Origin of the sequence: Vibrio sp. NC2 (genome assembly GCF_025195005.1) — a bacterium.
GTDB lineage: Bacteria > Pseudomonadota > Gammaproteobacteria > Enterobacterales > Vibrionaceae > Vibrio > Vibrio splendidus.
The window spans coordinates 492,787-511,215 of record NZ_JANVFC010000001.1 but is presented as its reverse complement, the minus strand read 5'-3'; the positions used below and the strand labels follow the sequence as shown (position 1 = coordinate 511,215).

Annotated in this window: 18 protein-coding genes and 1 tRNA gene; 5 read left to right on the top strand and 14 right to left on the bottom strand. The window is 40.5% G+C overall.

Annotated features, from left to right (window positions below):
* Positions 1-15: 15 nt before the first annotated feature.
* Together NX845_RS02370 and NX845_RS02365 are read right to left on the bottom strand one after the other, a co-directional pair.
* Complete coding sequence (locus tag NX845_RS02370) at positions 16-456, bottom strand: prepilin peptidase (RefSeq protein ID WP_260256484.1); 441 nt, start codon at positions 454-456, stop codon at positions 16-18.
* Positions 457-600: 144 nt separating this feature from the next.
* The gene (locus NX845_RS02365; protein ID WP_104214425.1) at positions 601-819 is read right to left on the bottom strand and encodes a Flp family type IVb pilin; all 219 of its coding nucleotides are present in this window, start codon (positions 817-819) and stop codon (positions 601-603) included.
* 416 nt (positions 820-1,235) lie between these two features.
* On the opposite strand from NX845_RS02365, the gene NX845_RS02360 reads away from it, so the two are divergent.
* The gene (locus NX845_RS02360; protein WP_004733957.1) at positions 1,236-2,129 is read left to right on the top strand and encodes a LysR family transcriptional regulator; all 894 of its coding nucleotides are present in this window, start codon (positions 1,236-1,238) and stop codon (positions 2,127-2,129) included.
* A gap of 353 nt (positions 2,130-2,482) precedes the next feature.
* On the opposite strand, the gene NX845_RS02355 is transcribed toward NX845_RS02360, so the two are convergent.
* Positions 2,483-2,806 (bottom strand): helix-turn-helix domain-containing protein, encoded by a 324-nt coding sequence (locus NX845_RS02355; protein WP_004733958.1) that lies wholly within the window; start codon positions 2,804-2,806, stop codon positions 2,483-2,485.
* A gap of 139 nt (positions 2,807-2,945) precedes the next feature.
* Here NX845_RS02355 and NX845_RS02350 point away from each other — a divergent pair, with 139 nt between their 5' ends.
* Positions 2,946-3,359 (top strand): DUF4440 domain-containing protein, encoded by a 414-nt coding sequence (locus tag NX845_RS02350; protein ID WP_108190000.1) that lies wholly within the window; start codon positions 2,946-2,948, stop codon positions 3,357-3,359.
* A gap of 296 nt (positions 3,360-3,655) precedes the next feature.
* On the opposite strand, the gene NX845_RS02345 is transcribed toward NX845_RS02350, so the two are convergent.
* From NX845_RS02345 to NX845_RS02330, 4 genes are read right to left on the bottom strand one after another with little or no spacing between them, the layout of a single operon-like run.
* Positions 3,656-4,219 carry a condensin complex protein MksE gene (locus NX845_RS02345; protein WP_017078033.1) on the bottom strand — a complete coding sequence of 188 codons (564 nt, stop codon included), beginning with the start codon at positions 4,217-4,219 and terminating at the stop codon, positions 3,656-3,658.
* Positions 4,216-5,628: a hypothetical protein gene (locus NX845_RS02340; RefSeq protein WP_017078032.1), complete on the bottom strand. Its 1,413-nt coding sequence runs from the start codon at positions 5,626-5,628 to the stop codon at positions 4,216-4,218. Before NX845_RS02340 ends, NX845_RS02345 begins: the two co-directional genes overlap by 4 nt.
* Entirely contained in the window at positions 5,621-8,560 is a 2,940-nt protein-coding gene (locus NX845_RS02335) for a hypothetical protein (protein WP_102444655.1), read from the bottom strand. Before NX845_RS02335 ends, NX845_RS02340 begins: the two co-directional genes overlap by 8 nt.
* 3 nt (positions 8,561-8,563) lie before the next feature.
* The gene (locus NX845_RS02330) at positions 8,564-9,343 is read right to left on the bottom strand and encodes a Wadjet anti-phage system protein JetD domain-containing protein (RefSeq protein WP_017078030.1); all 780 of its coding nucleotides are present in this window, start codon (positions 9,341-9,343) and stop codon (positions 8,564-8,566) included.
* Positions 9,344-9,545: 202 nt separating this feature from the next.
* On the opposite strand from NX845_RS02330, the gene NX845_RS02325 reads away from it, so the two are divergent.
* The gene (locus tag NX845_RS02325; RefSeq protein ID WP_017078029.1) at positions 9,546-10,406 is read left to right on the top strand and encodes a YafY family protein; all 861 of its coding nucleotides are present in this window, start codon (positions 9,546-9,548) and stop codon (positions 10,404-10,406) included.
* A 26-nt stretch (positions 10,407-10,432) separates the two neighbouring features.
* On the opposite strand, the gene NX845_RS02320 is transcribed toward NX845_RS02325, so the two are convergent.
* From NX845_RS02320 to NX845_RS02305, 4 genes are all read right to left on the bottom strand, one after another.
* Positions 10,433-11,560, bottom strand: a complete 1,128-nt coding sequence (locus NX845_RS02320; protein ID WP_260256483.1) for an HNH endonuclease — start codon at positions 11,558-11,560, stop codon at positions 10,433-10,435.
* Positions 11,560-12,177: a bifunctional 2-polyprenyl-6-hydroxyphenol methylase/3-demethylubiquinol 3-O-methyltransferase UbiG gene (locus tag NX845_RS02315; protein WP_017078028.1), complete on the bottom strand. Its 618-nt coding sequence runs from the start codon at positions 12,175-12,177 to the stop codon at positions 11,560-11,562. The genes NX845_RS02320 and NX845_RS02315 overlap by 1 nt, the downstream gene beginning before the upstream one ends.
* A 270-nt stretch (positions 12,178-12,447) precedes the next feature.
* Positions 12,448-12,524: transfer RNA gene (locus tag NX845_RS02310), tRNA-Val, on the bottom strand.
* 264 nt (positions 12,525-12,788) lie between these two features.
* Positions 12,789-13,457, bottom strand: coding sequence for a DUF2726 domain-containing protein (locus NX845_RS02305; RefSeq protein WP_102442762.1), 669 nt, complete (start codon positions 13,455-13,457; stop codon positions 12,789-12,791).
* 272 nt (positions 13,458-13,729) lie between these two features.
* Between NX845_RS02305 and NX845_RS02300 the strand changes: the two genes are divergently transcribed.
* The gene (locus NX845_RS02300) at positions 13,730-13,915 is read left to right on the top strand and encodes a hypothetical protein (protein WP_004734943.1); all 186 of its coding nucleotides are present in this window, start codon (positions 13,730-13,732) and stop codon (positions 13,913-13,915) included.
* 153 nt (positions 13,916-14,068) lie between these two features.
* Here the strand turns inward: NX845_RS02300 and NX845_RS02295 are convergent, their stop codons facing one another.
* Positions 14,069-16,033 carry a GGDEF domain-containing protein gene (locus tag NX845_RS02295; RefSeq protein ID WP_260256482.1) on the bottom strand — a complete coding sequence of 655 codons (1,965 nt, stop codon included), beginning with the start codon at positions 16,031-16,033 and terminating at the stop codon, positions 14,069-14,071.
* A gap of 259 nt (positions 16,034-16,292) precedes the next feature.
* Here NX845_RS02295 and NX845_RS02290 point away from each other — a divergent pair, with 259 nt between their 5' ends.
* Positions 16,293-17,399, top strand: coding sequence for a M20/M25/M40 family metallo-hydrolase (locus tag NX845_RS02290; protein WP_017083494.1), 1,107 nt, complete (start codon positions 16,293-16,295; stop codon positions 17,397-17,399).
* 155 nt (positions 17,400-17,554) lie between these two features.
* Here NX845_RS02290 and NX845_RS02285 read toward each other — a convergent pair whose 3' ends face one another.
* Complete coding sequence (locus NX845_RS02285) at positions 17,555-17,977, bottom strand: DUF3859 domain-containing protein (RefSeq protein ID WP_017083493.1); 423 nt, start codon at positions 17,975-17,977, stop codon at positions 17,555-17,557.
* Positions 17,978-18,051: 74 nt separating this feature from the next.
* The gene (locus NX845_RS02280; protein WP_065675572.1) at positions 18,052-18,420 is read right to left on the bottom strand and encodes an ATP-binding protein; all 369 of its coding nucleotides are present in this window, start codon (positions 18,418-18,420) and stop codon (positions 18,052-18,054) included.
* Positions 18,421-18,429 lie beyond the last annotated feature (9 nt).

Sequence of the window (18,429 nt, the reverse complement as noted above, 5' to 3'; positions counted from 1 at the left end):
CTCATTCTTGGAGGGTTAAATATGTGGCGTGTTTTGAGTTAAAATTACCAAGTAGAATCCAACGCTAATTGCTATCCCATATGGAATACCTTGTTGGTCGTTCGACGTTTTTCTTGTTAGCTTTTTACTTATCAGCTTGTTCTTTACAAGATAAATAACGGCTAAAAAACCGCCAGCAAACGCTGTCATAACAAACGCCCAAAGCAAATCGTTGAGAGGTATGGTAAGTGATAGAACTGCGGCATATTTAATATCACCGGCTCCAATCCAAATCAGGGCGTAAACAATCAACCCTCCCCCTAACACCAGCAGAAAGCTCATAATTTGAATGTCTAACGGTGACAAAAAACATTGTAAAAAGAGCAATATCAACAAGGTGTGATTTTGTATCTTTCGATAGAGAAAATCGGTAGCCGATACATAGACACACACGATTACCAAAATCAGTAAATACACGTCAAAACTCAAAATTAGAAATATCACCTAGATTTATATGGATTAGCGTAAGCATGTATTAATTGGTATTACCAATTAATACATGCCAGACCAATGAAAACATAGGTCTGGCACAAATACATTTTGATATTTTTACATAGAGAACTATGGCTTAGGGGCGGTACCAGCAGTCGCTATCGTTGTAGCAATCGTATCAAACGCTTTTCCTAACTCCGTGATGAAGCCACCACTACCCACGGCCACACTGACTAATACAGCCATCGCAACACCGATTAGACCATATTCAATCGCAGTTACACCGCGCTCATCGTTCTTGAATTGTGATAAAAACATGCTTGTTTTGACGTATAGCTTAGTAATCATTATGTGTTCCTATAAGGGCTGTTGAAAATTCGTCGCCATTATAATTAGCGCTACCAATCTATGGAAAATAACCCCTATCGACTTAATCAATAGGCCGGACGAAAAATGATCAAAATAAACACAATAAAAACAAAGGAATCAAAAACAAAACTATAATTAACAATGAGTTACATATAAAACCAGCCTTACAAGACAATATTAAATAAAATTTATAAACTTAAAAAAGTAAGACATCGGTCAATATTTTAACTTATCTAAACTTTATATAAGCTTTGGAACCAATCTAAGAATTAATTTACCCAGTTTTATTACTCCTTATAAAACTTGTTGAAATACAATTATCATCACGCTATTGTTCTTCAAATCAACAAACCATAAAAAATATAATTTATTTGTGTCAAAAGGTTAGTCGAATCATGAAACTACATTTCGAAAATATCATTTCGTTCATAGCGGTAGTTGAGGAAGGTTCATTTAGCTCTGCTGCTCGCAAGCTTGGCAAGTCACAATCAACCGTTAGCACGGCTGTTCAAAATCTTGAGTCCGATTTAGGTTTCAATGTATTTAATAGGGAACACTCTAAAGTTTGGCTAACAGAAAAAGGAAAACGATTATTCCAGTTATCTTTACCTGTGGTATCGAAATATCGTGATCTAGTCACGATCGCACAGCAAATGAATATATCTGACCAAATAGTCTACCGGGTAGGCATAGACCCATTAGTGTTTAATAATAATGTAAAGAAAACACTATTAGCGTTTTCAGAAGCATTCCCTAACGTTGATTTACTTGTCGTAACTAAACCAAGTTTCGTGTTAGGTAACTATATAAATGAAGGGAAGATAGATTTAGCCTTAGGTAACCCCTATCACAAGACAAATTACGACTTCAACATAGAGGAGTTGTTTCACGTCAACTGTTGGTGGGTGGCTCATGAAGACCTGGTAACCTTTAAGTCTCAAGCACCATCACAACGAGTTCTATTAATGGATGGTTGTGAAGAGCTGCTTAACTTGTCAAACATAGCATCGTATAACTTATGGCGACTGGATGACTTAGGAACCATCATCGATCTATGTAAGGCTCAAAAAGGCATCGCTTTTTTACCGGGGTTTCTCATAGAGGGAAGTGTAGAAAATAGTAAACTTAAAGTAGTTACAGACCACCCTGATTTTTTTGGTAAGCGAGTTATTGCATCCCTTTTCTGGCAATTACATTCTGACTTTAGCTTGTTCAACCAATGGATCAAAAAAGAGCTGCAAACTACTGCCAGTTACAAGCAAACATTTGTTGCTGATTTGACTCAATAATACTCGGTTGAAATCTGACAATCACACTCTATTGCACGCTTCAGCTTCGAGTGTGATATTTCAACACTATGATTCATCCTAATATAAATCCAAAATAAAACATACGAAATACAAATACCAAGACCGACATGTATTATCCAACATATGCACTGGTATTATTTTCATTATTTAGCCCCACATGTTTTTTTGACTAAATCTAATTATAAAATAACCTATTAAACGTATTCGATATTTAAGCTATGACTTCGTTTGTCACTCAATATCGAAAAGAACCGCCTAAACCATGCACACAGAAAAATCCACCATAGTAATGACGTTGAATATCAGAATAGCTTTACAACCATTACGTTAGACTAATTCCAGCTATCCGATTTTTTCACGATAATATCAACAATATCCGCCAGCTCTTTTCCTTTTTTAGTCAGACCGTAATATACCGTCACTGGAACGGTTTCTTCTTGCCTACGCCAAATGAAACCTTCTTTGCTAAGCAACTTCAGCCGCTCACTAAGTACTTTACTCGACACTAAAGCCAACTGCTTTTGAATCTGTCCAAAACGTATCTCGCTACTCTGACCTAGCAACCAAACAATGTGAGCAGTCCACTTAGTCGAAATCAGTGTCAAATATTTATCAGCGCTGCAGTAACCTTCAGGTTGCTTACCCTGTTCACTCATATCCACCTCTTAGATTATCCATAGTAACAATTGCATAGTTACCTCAAGGTAATTAGTTACTTTTAGGTAGCTAATTTCTTTTAGTAACCACCCTATCTATTATGGCTTCAACCCAAAACACAAACAAGCAGGTGGTTCCATGAAGATACTTCTATTCGTCGTTTTAAACTTAATAACTTTCTATTCTTACGCATCAACAGATTACAAAAAACCGCAGTCGCCAACAGAACTGCATCAACTTTTCGCGGAATACTTTTCAAAACAAGACATCGACGGACTAGGCACTCTGTTCCATCAAGACGCCATATTCGTCCTAGATAATCAAGGTAACCTTGCTAGAGGACCAAAGGCTATTAAGCCTATATTGAAAAGTTACCTTCAAGGCGACGTCGAAATGCTCACCCATGATGTGTCTATCCATATTAACGGCGACACGGCTCTCATAAGGTCTGATTGGGAGATAGTTGAAGGCCCCAAAGGCACCGCTCTCGAAGTGATGAAGTATATAGATGGAGGCTGGCTATACGTTATTGACAACCCGAATGGATTTTAAGTGGCTATTGCACTTTGGATCATTAAAGGACGCAGTCTAGGAGCGTTACAAGCAAGAAATTTAAGAAGCCCAAAATTCTAATTATATGATAGATATGCAAATCACAAACCTTGGGGTTTACAACATATTATGGGATATGTTGGGACTAACAATCAATTAAGAACCTTTAAAACATAAACTTACGGACACCAAAAGCCCACGGCAGGTGGGCTTTTTTACTTGTTCATAAGGAATGGATTCACAAACGCCTGGTAGATGATTAGAAATAAAACCACTCAAGCTTCGAATTGACACTCTTACTGATCTTCTGAGTATTTCTCAACATGTAAGTTCAAAAAGTGCATTCCAGCTGAACTTAGAACGTAATGTTTATCACCGCAAGGGTAGAGAAAGTTTCGATCTGCAAGATAATTTATGGCCTTTTCCCAAGTTTCGATTCCAAGCGCCTGTCGAATATCGTCATAGATGGTTTGCTCTGCAATCTCTTCTAGTGCAGTACGCCCGAGCCCAAGAACCGGCGTGGTTAGATCGTCTAGGTCAAAACCTTTATCCACCCAGTAACGGGCAATAATTAATAACATTGCCTGAATTTTGGTGGCATTAGTGTCTGCGTCTTCTTCTGCTTCACTACGGCTGATATAGAAAAACTCCCCTTCTACATTGAAATTAAGAGTGAAGCCAATATGCAGATAAAGCTGCGTAAAGTGGTCAAGGTTATTGTAAAGCTCAGTATAGAGAACGCTTTCTATAAAACTTTGCTGGTAAAGGTCATAGCCCTGCTTGGTGATCACTTTACCACTGACGAAGGTAGCGTATATCTGTTGGCTTTTAATCATGTTGATTTGAGAAAATGGAGTCATTGTTGAGGTACTCGCTCTGTTCGAATTTTACGGTATAGATAAATAGTGTCGCTTTGGGCGATACGTTGGCGGAAATTAGTCATTTTAAGTATGTGTCCATCAAGCATCACGTCACTGCGTAATAGGAAATTGAGCCCTTCCAACAGATCAACAAAATGATAGTCAACCAGTTGATCTTTTAGGCGCCGATGCAGTGAAAGTGTAAGGTTTTGATATTCCGTCATTTTCATCTGTTTCACCAATTCAAAGATCTGCTCTGCGCGAGCGAGCCTTCGCTCAGTAGAATCATCTTTAATACTAACTAACTCCACATAGTGGCTCTGCTCTAGCAGACCTTTATCCGCGACTCGCGCATCTATATCACTCACTACGTTGTTGAGGTAGGCTTCTGAACTACTGATTCGAAGCACTTTGGGTCTTGCTTGCTGCATTAAGCCCATAAATGCCCCGTTATCACGGGCAAATTGTCCATCAATCTGGCTGCGCTTTAGGTTGTGCTTTGTTGCATCTAGCTCTTTGACTAAATCACCAAATGCCGTTTCAATGGCATTAAACTGTTGAAGACGCTTCTTGGATCGGGCCAAAAACTGGTCTACCGATTGAGACACTTTGCTGATCTGTTTGTGAAAACTGTTAAAGCTTACTTCGTACCTTAGCATCGCAGTAGAACGTTGATGATCTTGATGGTGTTCAAACAGACTGCGCAAGCTTTGCAAGCACTCAAATAAGTTGGGGCCATCTTTCAGGCGGCTTTTTTCATCAAGAAACTGCCGAGTCGGTAAAATATGCCGTGATAAAAGAAGCGATATCTTTTCAATGGATTCTCGCTGCAACACAGAGAAGACTTGTGGGCTATCTGATTTTGCTGCTAGTTCACTAGCTTCACTCAGCTCTTGGTTAATCATCTGCATTTTAACTAAGTTCAAACGGATACTATTTAGCAGTTCACTTAGGCTGTGAAAGAGCTGGTCTATCAGCTCTTTAAAATCCAGGTTCTCATCGCAAAAAAGTAATGTACTTGCTTGAAGTTTGGTCAGTAGCAAACGTATCCCGCCGAGTTGGATTTTTAATGCCACGTCGGTTAAGTCTTGAAACAGACTGCGATCAAATAGCCTAAATACACCAATAACGGAACGTTCAAAGATTAGCCGGCTTTCACCACCAAATTCATCTTTATCAACCAAAATATGCGAAGCAAGTAAGTTCTCGGTCGAAAAAGCTGTCCGTAACTGTTTCTGTTTATCTCTACTTTGTCCTTGAATATAACGATGTAACCGAGCAATAAACGTCGCTTCACGTATATAAGGCTCACTCGTTTCATCCATTTCTCGGATGATGTCACGCATGATTGTGTGATGCTCAAGCATGATGGAAAAAGTCGGAATCGTTAGAAGCCGTTGCTCACTCATCAGCATCTCCAAACATATCAAGCTGCTCTCTATCCAATACACTACCTTGGGTAACAAAACTATCGGGCATACCAGTAAATGCAATGGTCCGTGCCGAACTGTAAGGCGTTGCAGTTCGCATAGCGTCTAACCGGAAGTGCTGCCCGAATTTAAAAATTATTTCGCTGGACGCTGAATTAGTAGAAGCGCTCAATACCCTAAAACCAGCTTTCTTCATATTAGGCAACAGCCAATCAAACTGAGAGCTATCAACAGAAGCACCTTCATCAATAATCAAAGGAAACTGAGTCGTACAAGCGCTATTTCTCAACCTTCCAAGTAGAATCTCAACAAGTTTGATGTTGATGAGCATAAGGGTCGAAGTGGATTGTGATTTGCTCTCCCAACCTGTTTGTCCCTGCTTTTTCACTCGATAAGCAATACCAGATACTATCTGCTCCATCGTTAATAAAGCTGCCTTTCCATCCGGGAAAAATTTCTTACTAAAGGCTTTAAGACGTTCAATAAATTGATTCGAAGCTTTTTGATCCGAATGGGTATCTAAGTGCTCTATTTCACCCACTAAATCACTAAATCTTGCTTCGACCTTAATCTTTGCCTCGACTTCCGCTAGATCATTAATCGTCACCCCCTCAAAAGCGCGATTAATACTCTGTTCAAACTGTAGGACCATTTCTCGATTGTTCTTTAACTCATTAATAATGGCGTGAACGGAATGTTTATGCTCAACAAAGTTTTTCCGTAGAATATCAAACTCTTCATCCAACCCTTGATAGCGAGACTTGAGCTGTTGGAATGCATGCTCTAGCAACTCGTCGTCTATGTGAGAACTCATTAGTTTATCATCGTTCTCAAGCACTTGAGTTCGTACAAAGCTTTGGACTCTTTCGACAATATCAATTTTAGCTTGTCGTTTATTTTGTACACTTTTAATACGAGCTATCAAGTTTTCTTGATTGAGCTCTAATTCATTATCGGGTAAAACTGAGAAATCAGTGGTCGGTAAAGTGTGAGCTTCAAGCTCTGCCTTAACTCGAATTTGATAGCTACCTAGTTTCGCTAGGTCTGAATTCATCTGGCCTACTTTAGTCTTTTGCATTTCAAATGCTTTCTTATCTTGAGCTAATACTAATTTCTGACTTTCAAGTTGACGTTTAAAGTTCTGTGCTTTGTTTTCTATTTGCTCAAGTTCTTCATTTACACTATGAAGCTGCTGTGCGTTGTTGCTAAAAGCCAGTAGCAATTCGATTTCCACCTTAGTTCGCTTAATTTCAGTTTCAAGCGCTGTGATGGCTTTAATTCGCTCAAATCGGCTTTCATTATCCATCGCACTAATTTCTGCTGCACGTCTTCGATTTTTATCAAGCTCTAATCGGACTTTATCTAGCCTGATTTGATCTGATTCTCGATTATCTACAGAAGTCGCTTCCAGCTTTACACCGAATAGGTCATAACCATGCTCATCAATTTCTACTAACTCAGCAAAAGATTCTATTGCTTGTCGCTCTGAAGAGGTCAGTTCACGCTCTGGGTTTGCCTCTGCTACAACAGAATTCATTGCAGCGAGTTTTAACCAGGTAGATTCTGATAACTGCTTAAATAGCTTAAATTCCTGCTTACTCACTGAAGCTTGGTAGCTACGTTCCATCACTTCAAACTTTGTTATCTCTTGATTAAGATCTTGTAGTTCAATCTGTCGCTGCTCAGCACTCTGTTTAAGTTCCAGCTCTTTTTCTTTGCTAGCTAAGTGCTCTCTATGACCTGATACAATCATTTCGAGGGATTCTGACTCATCGTATTGATTCACTACTAGCTGAGTTTTATTCACTAAACCATCTAACTTTGCCTGCTGACGAAGTAGAACCTTTCCCTCGCCTTCTAAACTTTTCTGTTCATTGGTTATATCGCCACAATTTTTGTTAGCTGAACGCACTTTACCTTCCATCAGGCTCAACTGAGCTTCTTCCAAAGCAAGTTCTTTACTTTCTTTACCAATACGATTTTGCGTCATCATGGCGTACTGCATTAACTCATCGTCAGCATTTCTATTTTTCGTTAGTTCTTGGTGGCTATCTGAAAGGACTTCAAAATCAGGCCTTAAACTTTCTATGCTTTTGAGCAGCTCTTCTCTACGTGCCAGTGACTCGTTATGCCCAATGAAGGCATCAATATCAAAGTTAAGCTCATCTTTACGCTCTTTTTTCTGCGACTCAATAATATTAGCGACTGCTAAACGGACGGTATCGGAGCCCGTTTTCATATCAAACAACAAACGAACTAATGCTCGAAAGGCATCTACATCAGTATCATTCGTCGTACTCAGTGGGAATAGGCAATAGCGCATTGCATCAATGTCTAACAACTGGTTCGCATAAATCACCTCTTTAATCGCTGCTGAGCGCATAAGAGTCTTATAATGCTTATCCTCTCGTTTGAGAAAGGATTGAATTTTGCTGACACTCAGATCTTCTACTCGCCCACCGATTCCATCCTCTCCAACACTTGGGTCCCAAAATAGGTGACGAATTTGTTCATAGCGTAAAGCGGTAAACATTCTGCGGTAATCCAGTTTATCTGAGTTTCCTCGATAGAGAATCTGACAATGAGGTAAGGGACCGCCTAAGTAGTTATTACACTCCAAAATCAGAAAGCTCGTACTACTTGGAAAATAATGCTCGAAGCTCTCATCGTTAGTGTAAAACTTACCCTCTTTATCTGAAAAACCAAACTTTCTGGCTGAGTCTTTGAAGTTTTCTTCAGGTAATAGAAATAACCTTATTGCATTGAGGATTGAGGTTTTACCAATATTCCCGCCGCCAATGAGTATCCCTCCTTCTCGCAAGTCAATTTCGGCGATAGCAACCCCCGCGGAATCTACGATTACAAGACGAGATATACTTATCAAAAGATTATCGATTGCATTATTAAACATGAGTTAGTCCTGTGATAATTCTGGTAACAGAGCTTCTTGCTCTAAGAAAGCGCGAGTTTGGTTCATGAGATCTGCTTCAGTATTCAATTGAAGCTCACGAGCGAGCTGTATTGCTTTAACAAGGTGAGTATTATGTTTTGGCTTTAATTTAAATTTGTTTCTGAAGATGTCCCAATTATCTGGCGCTAACCAATCGCATTGGGGAAGCGAGGATTTGAGAGTTTTGTATATTTTTAAACCACCGAGTTCGACATCTTGAGCACAATAAATCACCTCATAACAGGAAAGGAACTTTCGATTCATGTGATGACATATTTGATTACCAGAACCAAAAATAATGTCACAATTATCAGCTAAGCCAGAGTGTCCGATAAATTCTAAAAATTCTTGGTAACGATAGAAATTCTCGATATTTTCTATAAGAACAGCCCTTTTCCCAATAAGCTTTCCTTCCGTTTTGAACCCATTAACATCAGAGACAACAACAAAAGGAACCTGAGATTTAATCAAATGATTTAAAACTAAGATATGGGAAAAATTACTTGGAAAGTCATGAGATCTCCCCATGTTAGACGCACTAACTCTATCGCTTGGATCTTCCTCATAAAGTGCGTTATGCCGATCTTCATTAACAATTACTAACTTATAGCCACCGCGAACACGTGTCGCGCTATAGATTTTACGCCACTCATTCACATCAGAATATGGTAAGCATTCGATAAAACGAACGAGGTTTATCGAGCCTCCCTGTGAAATTTTCTTGAGATATTGATTAAGTTTCATTTAAGTAAATCCAGTTTAATCATGTAGATAATGTCCAATATTCCACAAAACAATAAAGAGTATTGCGAACCAGGTCGATATATTGGCGAAGTTATCCCCGTACCTGTTGACTACTATTTGCTCTAAAAATAATATGACGTCATTAGCTACGGGTAAATACTGAATACATATACACGTAGCATAACTAGGCAGGAGGTGCTCGATGAGTAAATGGCCAATTAGGTGGGATTTACTATCTCGTTATCGCATGATTGAGATTATTGCGTTGTGGGAAGGTCGATTGAATACGAGTCATCTTATTCAAAATTTTGGCATAGGAAGACAACAAGCTTCAAAAGACATAAAAACTTATCTAGCCGATATTGCTCCTGGCAACCTTATATACGACAAACAGCTAAAGGGTTATAAGCCCAGCAATTTCTTTAGCCCAAAACTTACACGTGGTCATGCTGACGAATACTTGCATGTTTTATCACGCACTGAAGATATGGCAGTTACTTTTGATGGTCTTGATATGGGCTTTGAAAATACAACAATGGTCCGCCCGGTGACGCGTAACATCGCACCTGAAATTTTACGACCATTAGCTCAGGCAATCAGAGAAAAAAAACGTGTCGATATAAGCTACACATCACTAACAAATGGTGAAGAAGTAGATAGGATAATTTCGCCACATACTCTGGTTTGCACCCCTCTACGTTGGCATGTTCGAGCTTATTGCGAGCACTCTGCTGACTATCGCGATTTTGTACTGAGTCGAATTAGGGGTATTCCTGACTTAAATGGTAGAGCAGCTTATGAAAAATCAAATGATATACGTTGGAGTACTAAACTTTCTATTGAATTAAAACCAGATCCTCGATTAACTAGTGCTCAAGCAGCAGTTGTTGCTAATGATTATGGTATGGAAAACCATTCTCTACAGATAAACACTAATGCCGCTTTAGCTCGCTACGTTATAGACGCATATAATATAGATATCAATGTGTTAGATTCAAACCCAAAAGGGCAACAGATCATCTTAGAAAACATTGAGGAACTAAGGCCATACTTGGTCTTCTAAGCCAATGGTAAACCTAAGGCAATGAATTATCGGTCCTTAAATAACTCGCCTCGATGATAACGAAGGTATGGTCTGTGATCCGGCATGATTCTAAATGCCATATCTTCCTTTAAACCGATCATATCCGGAGACTCCAAGTAGCTTGAAATAAGTACCTTTCCGTTATCATCAAAGGAGATAAAACCGAGATCAAACGCTTTATCTAGGTTGGCAAGAAGCAGCAAACCATTAAATCTATCTAATCGCTCTTCATTACTAGAATCTCGCCAGGGTTTAATGTGTGAAGCCAATAACAGCTGTGTATTTCGATACCCTGTAATGGCGCAACCTCCCCACATCTGAATCAGTTTAGATCTAAAGTGTCCCTGCCCTACTCTTGTATTAACCAAAATAGTCTTTTCAGTTTCGGACAAAGTTTTGTCAGTCATCACTTGTTTGATGTCTGCATTAACATCGACTTGAGATAGGTCAGCTAAAAACTTGTGGTAATGAGACAAAGCGGCGCTGTACATCCCCTTACCCCTAGAGTCACAAATTTGAAACTGTTCCAACTTTCTCGCTTTATCTTCATAACCAACAAACTCACGATACGAATTGATATCAGTAAGCGGTGCTTCTAACTCACCAACATCCATCAACCAATTAGATATCGAGCCTCTTATGGCTCCAAGGTAGTTCTTCGCGGTTTTTTCAGATTTACCAATATCAATCAACCACTGATGATATAACGTCGCTAGATCAGATAGATTAGAAACTAAAGCATCCTTTAGTTCGTTAGAAACGATATAGCTTTTCATGTAGCTAAACAGCTCATCGTCAATATATGCGTGGGAGACCGCCTTTACTGAATAACGACTGGTTGACGTATTGTCATAACCGTCATTGAAGAAAAGGTGCCAAAAGCCTTCACTTCTCAAATGGAAGAAAGGGTTTTCTGGGGTATTTTTATCAGCCCCTTGAGCCAAGTTGTCAAAGTGATGAGTAAACCGTTCTTTAAGGGCTTGGGTAAGGCAGATTTTATTGGTCGAAATATGCCCGGCTTGAATTAGATCCATAACAGCCAGCAACATACAGACTTTATGAGGACTTTTTTTGCCACCAGCATTGTTCATTTTCAGGTTTTGAAAACGATCTAAGTAGTACTCTAATGCCATTATCGACCCTTGTTTTTGTTAGACCTTGCATGCTCTAACACTACGGTTTGCCAAGATATACCGGTTCTCTTCAATGAATCAGTGTCTTCGGCAACGTGACAGGCTGCCAGCCCTACAGCTTCACTTAACCTTTCTAATTGTTCGACTGAAACACTGTAAGCACTACGGCCATCATTAAAGCCGCCATGACGCAATGTGATCACTAGTTTTCCATTCTCGGAAAGCAGTTCAGACAATACAGCGATCGACTTTTTTCGAACCGCCGAATTTAGATGCATCCATACCGCTGAAAGTAAAATCAAATCGTAATGACTGCACAGCTCTCTAGCTTTGCTTAAAGCAGGCAGAGCATCGTCTAACCACTGAACTTGAGTCGAGGAGTTTAAGCTCCCTAACTGTCGAAGTTCGCTTGCTGGTTCAACGGCTACCACTGAGCAACCTTGTTCAACAAACCACCTCGTATCTCGGCCTGAGCCAGCACCGACATCAAGTACCCTTGTAGCACCGCAAGGCCAATACACATGCCACGCACGGTGGACATTTTCAAATTCCAAAGAATCATATTGCTTTGAAAGCTGGACCGCGTTTTCGTTGTAATAAGAAGTGTTTACCGACATAAGTCAACTCGTATATCAATCTCACTCGATAATATCTGGGTTGGTTGCATATGACGATTTAGCATTAGATAAGTATTAGTAATTGTGATGAAGATCGCCCGCTTTCGATTAATTAACGGCAACAAGGACAAAATAACAATTAGAGGTCGTAAGCTTAATTCTTAGAATCGTTCATCATGGAAAAATTGAACATTTAATAAAGATAGGAATTGCAGACACAAAAAAGCCCACGCTAGGTGGGCTTTTTTGCTTGTTCATAAAGAACGAATTTGGTGCCCGCTACTGGACTCGAACCAGTGACACCTTGCATGTCATGCAAGTACTCTAACCAACTGAGCTAAGCGGGCAATGCTTTGAAACTTAACTAACCGCTTTACTAAGTGGCTAACGCTTCAGAACGAGATGGATAATAACGAGTGAATGGGTAGCGTGCAAGGATAAATTTGCACAAAACGGTTCGTTTGCTTTTAAAAACAACAATCAGAATAAATTTTAAACACAAAGCAGATCAATGGCTTGAAGTAGATCACATTTCGCCTCTAGTTCAATAGCTATAAACATCTGCCTGTTTCGTGTCTTATCCCTCTGATAAAGCATTTTAACCCAAGATATTAGTTAGAATCTTCATCCACATCGAATACAACGTTGTAGTTCTCTGTATACGTACAGTTTGGCTGACGGCTACAAGTGAAGAAGCGTCGGCCTTTGTAATCGCCTTGGCTGGCCAGTTTGATGATCATTGGGCTGCCACACTTCTTACAGAATCGAACTTCTTTTGATGGCTCGATTAAATCGATGTGTGCTGCCAGTAACCTCTTCAAACGGCTCACTTGGTAGCTGTGTTTAATAGATGCACCAATCAGTGGCAAGCCTGCCGATTTACACACGTGGATCAGTAGCTTTTCTCGATCGGCCTTTCCCTTGTTGAGCTCTTTGCCGTTATCAAGTTCGATGATCACGCGGGGCTCTAACGTTCTCGGGTCGCAGACGACAAAATCAAAGTAGCTACGTGAGATTTTGTTGTTGGCGATAAACCAATTCTTCTTGTTGTTCGCCTTAGCAGGAACAAGAACGTTCGACATGCTGACCTTGGCAAACACTTCGCCATGGTTGCCCACCGCGGATTTAAGTGCGTTATAAAATGTCGCCTGTTGCGCCGACATCAACGACCCTTTTTTCTGGTAAGCATGATCTTTGGTGTCGTCATGCTTCACTAGATACTTTTGGATAAAGTAAAAGAACATAACCAGAACAATTACAACGATAAAGATATTAGTCATTTTCCAACACAATCACGTCTGTATAGGGATTAAGAGAGTGGCTAGCGTATGTAGAAAAGCCTCACGTGGCAAGCAAAAGAGCGAGAGTTGCCAACCAGAATCACGACCTTTGAATGCTGTAATCAACAAGAGGTCGCTCATACGCTAGACACACCTCTCCTATTTGATAATCAAATCATCAATTACACTCTAAATTGACTTAGATCAATTTACCTAAATTTGTGATCAACTAGTCTGAAAAACGTTAGGCAAATGTTAATAAGGAAATTGATATGGAACTCAAACAAGACCCAAGATGTTATACGGACGTATGTGTAGACGGTAAATGGTTCCACTATGACCACTGCGGAACTCGAGCTTATATGTTAAAAGGCGGTGCTTCAGCGGTGATTGAACTAGCAAGAGAACCGGCTACAGAGGGCGAACTGGTTGAAATGCTGCAAGGTGCCGCTAAATAACTCATTTAGAAAATGTTGATATAGATAAACTCGACATATCGCTAAGTAAACCCCACTTCTCACTCAAGTTTTGATATTAGCGATCTCAGAGTGTTCCAGAAGCCATTCTTATCTCACGAAGATCAGAATGGCTTTTTGTTTGCTGATTAGAGATTAACTTTCAGCGATGATGACTTGATTCCTACCCGACTCTTTCGCTTGATATAATGCATCATCCGCGGCTTTGAGGTACTTCTTGTAAGTATCTTGATTGAGTTGCTCATGAGCAATACCAATCGACGCTCCTATCGATGTGGTGAGGTCTAAAGAGCCGGAGTGCGTATCAATGGGTGTTTCGGAAATAGCTAAACGGATAACGTTCAACTGTTGCTCAGGATCAATGGAACCGGACAGCAGCATAACAAACTCTTCACCACCCCAACGAGCCACTACATCATTTGGGAATAAGTGTTGTTTTACTCGCCTTGCGACTTCCACTAAAACCTCATCACCAACATCATGTCCAAAGGTGTCATTAACGCGCTTAAAGTGGTCAAGATCTAGAATGACGAGACTGATCCCAAACCGTGAAGTATTAAATGGCATTGGCTGAGTTAACAACTGCTCTAGATAGCGTCGGTTGTATAAACCCGTTAGCGCACACGTTGTAGATTGAGTCACCAGCGCTTTATTTTTACTTTGAATGCTGCGAAGCCTAATCGCCAATAATACAGCACTAATGCTGACCATTATGATCAATGCCACCACGATTCTGTTTCTCAGTTGTTCCTTTTGAAGCAGTAACTCGTTGAGGTCTTTTTCTGTATTGAGTAATTCATTTTCGTTAGCAAGTGTCTGTTTTGCATAGTCTTGTTCTAGCAAGAAAATGTCACTCTGCCTTTTATCAAACAATAACGCTTTGTTGCCATGATAATATTGTTTGTAGTAACTCAGTGCAGTATCAAGGTCACCTTGAGATTCGTAATATTCAGCCAGTGTTTTTAAGCCTAGTACCTTCCAACTTCTGCTCCCAACCACGTCAAAGATTGCAAGTGCTCGTTCAAGATCATTCAATATGGCGTCATCTTGATCCAGTCCAATGTTAGCTAACGCACGGTTTAGGTAACACTGCCCGTTTTGAAGCGTGTACTTCTTAATATTCGGCGCTTTAAGACATTGATTAGCCACTTGTAATGCTTTGCTGAAATTGCCCTCTGATAGCAGTACATCACTGTAGGTTCTCAGTAATAAGATTTTGTATCGAGCACTGACTCTTTTGCTATCGAGTGCTTTTGCCTTCTCATAAGCAATTCGGCCATTAGTCACGTCACCACTGCTCAAATGCAGAAATGATTCGTTGATGTAAAGAATGCCAATCGCGTCATCTTCAAGTAAGCCACTTTTAAAGTAGAGTTTTTTTGCTTTCTCGATAATACGCAGGGCTTTAGGCCAATCCTCTAAATAGATATAGAGCAACGCCATGTTCGACATCAGCTTGCTGTTATAAATGTGCGTTGGATACTGCTTGCCAAGTTGCAGCCCTTTATAGAAAAAGTACTGAGCGTCTTGCAAGTCGTTTCTCACGTTATTGATTGCCCCCGCGGTGTTATACGCTTTAACCAATAGCTTGTCGTAACGAATAGATTCAGCAATGCCTATCGCGGACCGAATTTCAATTTCCGCAATTGCAAGTTCGCCTTTCTTGAGATATTCAATCGCAGATTCGACCAATGATTCTGACTTCAACCACAACATACCTTCATGCTCAGACAACGCTTTTATTTGTTCTACGTAGGCCATCACGGCGTCGGCATCTCGTTGATGTTGAGCGACATTCGACAAAATCATAAGTCGATAAGCTTGGTATATTGCTTTGTCATTAACGCCAGTGGGCGGCCGTAGTAGAACAAGCTGATGTTTTGCAACAGAGGGGTCACTGCGAGATAAACCGAGAATATGAATTAACTTTTTTCCATATTCAGTTTGAGAGAGTTCTTTTTCTGGGGTGTAGACAGAAGTGTTGTCGGCTTGAGGAGGGCTCAAGTCCACATCATTGAGCGGATACAGCAAATAAAGCCCGAGTACGGCACTCATTGTTACAACGAGTAGAAACGAACCTAAAACGTTGTTTTTATTCATGTATTAAGACCGTTACAAATTGAATGACCATATCACTGCTGTTTATCTATATTAGAAACTTATTATACCCGAGCCCTACACAGATTAAAATGTTGTCATCTCGACGAACTTAACAAGGTTATTCTCACTAATTAGAATAATCAGGCAACTTTCTTGATTTAACTCAGATAATCATCTACCTCATTGGCGTTATAGTAATTTTCCTGTTCCTACCTCCGCGGCTTCTTTAGAACAAGCGGAAGCATAATGAGAATTAACAATGACCCAAATTAATGAACAACGTCTTGTAGAACATTTCTGCAATCTAGTGAAAATTGATAGTGAATCTCGTAATGAAAAAGCGATTGCTGAAGCTTTGGCTGAACAACTTGGTGAACTAGGCTTTGAAGTTCACAAACTGGCTGTCCCTACAGAAGTGTCTAACGGTTTCAACATCTACGCTCGTCTAGATGGCACTCTGCCAGGCAGCACAGTATTTAGTTGCCACATGGACACAGTAACGCCAGGTATCGGCATTGAACCAATCATTGAAGACGGTATCATCCGTTCAAAAGGCAACACAATTCTAGGTGGCGACGACAAGTCTGGTATCGCAGCTATCATGGAAGCGGTTCGTTGCATCAAAGCTGAAGGCCAAGCGCACAAAACTATCGAGATTGCGTTCACTGTATTCGAAGAAGGCGGCTTGTTCGGCTCTTTGAACTTCGATATGTCTTACATTCAATCTGAGCACGCTATCGTACTTGATACAGGCGGCCCAATTGGCACCATCGTAAACGCAGCGCCTGGCCAGCAGAAGATTGTTGCTAAAATCAAAGGTCGCCCTGCTCACGCTGGTTTAGCGCCAGAAGAAGGCATCAGCGCAATTCAAGTTGCTGCAGACGCAATCACTAAGATGAACCTACTTCGTATCGATGAAGAAACGACAGCAAACGTTGGTATTGTTGAAGGTGGTCAAGCGACTAACATCGTAATGCCAGAGCTTAAAGTCGTGGCTGAAGCACGTTCTCTAAACGGCGAAAAGCTAACGGCTCAAGTTGAGCACATGATTTCTACATTCCAAGAGAGTGCAAAACAGTTCGGCGCTGAAGTAGAAATCGAATCGACTCGTGCTTACGATGCATTCGTTATTGCAGATGATCACCCGCACATTCTTTCTATCAAATCAGCGTTTGAGAAGCTTGGCGTAACAGCAAACACTAAACGCACTGGCGGCGGTAGCGATGCGAACAACTTCAACGCGAAAGGCCTAACAACGGTTAACCTTTCTACTGGTATGGCAAAAGTTCACACCACAGAAGAGTACATTGCAGTGAAAGATATGGTCGCTATCACTGAGTTTGTTGTGGCTTACGTGACTCAATAGTCTTACTGGTTAACTAGCCAGTCTAATTTGTTAACTAGACAACCTTACTCGTTGATGAAATAGAAAATGCCATCTAGTTAATGTCAAAAAGCCGAGTTCACGAATGATCCGTGACTCGGCTTTTTTGTAGTCTGAGTTTAGCTAGAAGATTAAGCTTAAAACCCCCTACGCTTCCAGAATTGGCCTTCATCTTTTGCAACAAGGTCGAATGTCTTATCGGCAATGATGTTGCCTTTTAGCTCCACGGTCATGCGCCATTTGCCTAGCTTGTTCGAGACTGGCGCCCAGATGGTGTCGCCTAAGTAGAAATCCCAGTCGTTGTTACCGACATGCTCTTCACCATCGAACGGTTCGAGCACTTCGCCCTTATCTGTGGTGATATCCGGGTGATAGATGCAGTAGCGGATCTTTTCACCTTTGGCTTTCTTGATATTCAGGATATAGCCAAACTCTACGTCGATTTCAGCATCAACAATGGTGGTGAACTCTTGGATTTTTGGTAGATCTTTAGATTTGGAATCCCACGTGGAATAGATACCGTAAGAAGTCATGTCGACCACAACAGAGCGCTTTGCCATTTCAATCGTTACCTTGAAGTTGTTCTATTCATTTAATTCTATTTGCCATTCAGCCAAGCTGGATAAGCACGAGGCTATTCTTGCCAATCTTTTGCCATGCGCTTAATCACAGACGGTTCAATGTCGTGAATGCTACCAAACTGCTCTCGACATACTTCGATGATCAAGTCAGCTTTGTATTTTCTTGCAAGTTGACGGTAAGCCTTCATTTCCCAATGCTTAATAAAGGTATTCGAAACAACAACATCCAACCCTTGCTTCAAGCCATTCTCTGCAGTGTTCTGACACCACTCATGAGCTTGCTGTAGCTGCCTAGGGTCAAAATGGTAGTCACCTTGCTCATTCACGTAATACATATCGGCTTCAACATGCAATGCATCGTAGGTTTTTGCTTTTGTTGACTTGCCAGAACCGGGCAACCCTCGAATGAGTATTAACTTCATCTGTCACTT